Consider the following 1,283-nt stretch of genomic DNA (forward strand, 5'->3'; position numbering starts at 1 on the left):
TTCTGAAGCTTGTCTTGAGTGAAACTGATGAATCGTTTCACATCTTGTCTGAGTTCTTCTGCAAGTTCACGATCCTCACCGGCCCAGTCGCGGGGGCTCTCTTTTATAATGTTTTGAACGGCTTCTTGGAATTGTTCTAATTGTTGGAGGCCACTTTCACACTGATTGTATGTTTCTGTCGCGGTCGCTCGCTCAGTAGTCGATAAAGATTCATCAGATCGACGGCGATCTGCCGAATTCCGACGCTCACGAAGTTCGGCTCTGCGTGATTCAAGATATTGGGTTTCAAGCCTGTCGAAGGTACCCCTGTCGAACTGATGATAATCAATGAGACAAGCAAAGCCCTCACCATCTGGATCAGGGACTAAATTCTCCGTAGTCAGTTTCCATAGCACCGGCCTATTCTCAAACTTCTGAGTTAGATACTTGAAGAGGTCTCGCTGAAGCCACGATCGAAGATTGGGATAGGCTTCTTCTGCTCGTTCTCTGCTTCCAAGTAGCTCATCGACTTCTGCAAGCCGCTTCTCGTATTCGGGCCCGAATATCGATTCGAATTCCGATACAATCAGATCTAATAGACTATCTCGGGATGATTGGACTTCCGTCGACAGTTCGACAATCCCATCCGAGTCTTCCTGAACAGCCTTTAGAGAGAGATGTACAAGCAAATCCTCCACATACTCGACCGTATTCTCTCGTGTTTCTGTGACTGACTCAGGATCATACTCACTCGCCTGTCTCGGATCCTCGTTAGTCCGCAGTGCTATTTCTCTATAGACCTCTTCTCGACCCTCCTCATCCACCTCGAACAGGTCAAAGACGTACTGGTCAATGTAATCGGCCTTTTGCTGTAACTTCGACTGAAGATGTTCTTTCCGTCTGTCTGCAGCAGTTGAGAGTTCATGGATGCTCGAATCTGCACTTAGTTCTTGGTCAACATCTGGTATAGGGAGTTCAGCGAGCACTGTCCTATGTGGGTGATCGAACAAGCTCCCTGTCTTGATGTCTGCCACCTGTTTGAGTAAAGCAGGTCCTGTATAGTGAGGAGAGGTGATATCGTTTCCTCTAAGGGCGAGGAGAGTTCCCGCTATCTCTTTTGCCTGTACATCCAAGTCGCTCTGATTGATGATATCCTCTCGCCAAGGAAGTTTTGAGACGTAACCGACCTCCCATTGACGGTCTGGGGTTTGACATATCATTAAATAGGTTGTGAGGCTACTATTCGCATACGATAGTATATCCCAGACATCTCTTTCTGGAACAAAGACGCATCCCGCACGGCC

Annotated in this window: 1 pseudogene; it reads right to left on the minus strand. The window is 47.7% G+C overall.

Annotation, left to right across the window (positions count from 1 at the left end):
- Window positions 1–1,199, minus strand: a pseudogene (locus C487_RS20475) (BREX-5 system adenine-specific DNA-methyltransferase PglX); the annotation flags it as partial.
- Window positions 1,200–1,283: the final 84 nt, after the last annotated feature.

This window comes from Natrinema pallidum DSM 3751 (genome assembly GCF_000337615.1).
GTDB lineage: Archaea > Halobacteriota > Halobacteria > Halobacteriales > Natrialbaceae > Natrinema > Natrinema pallidum.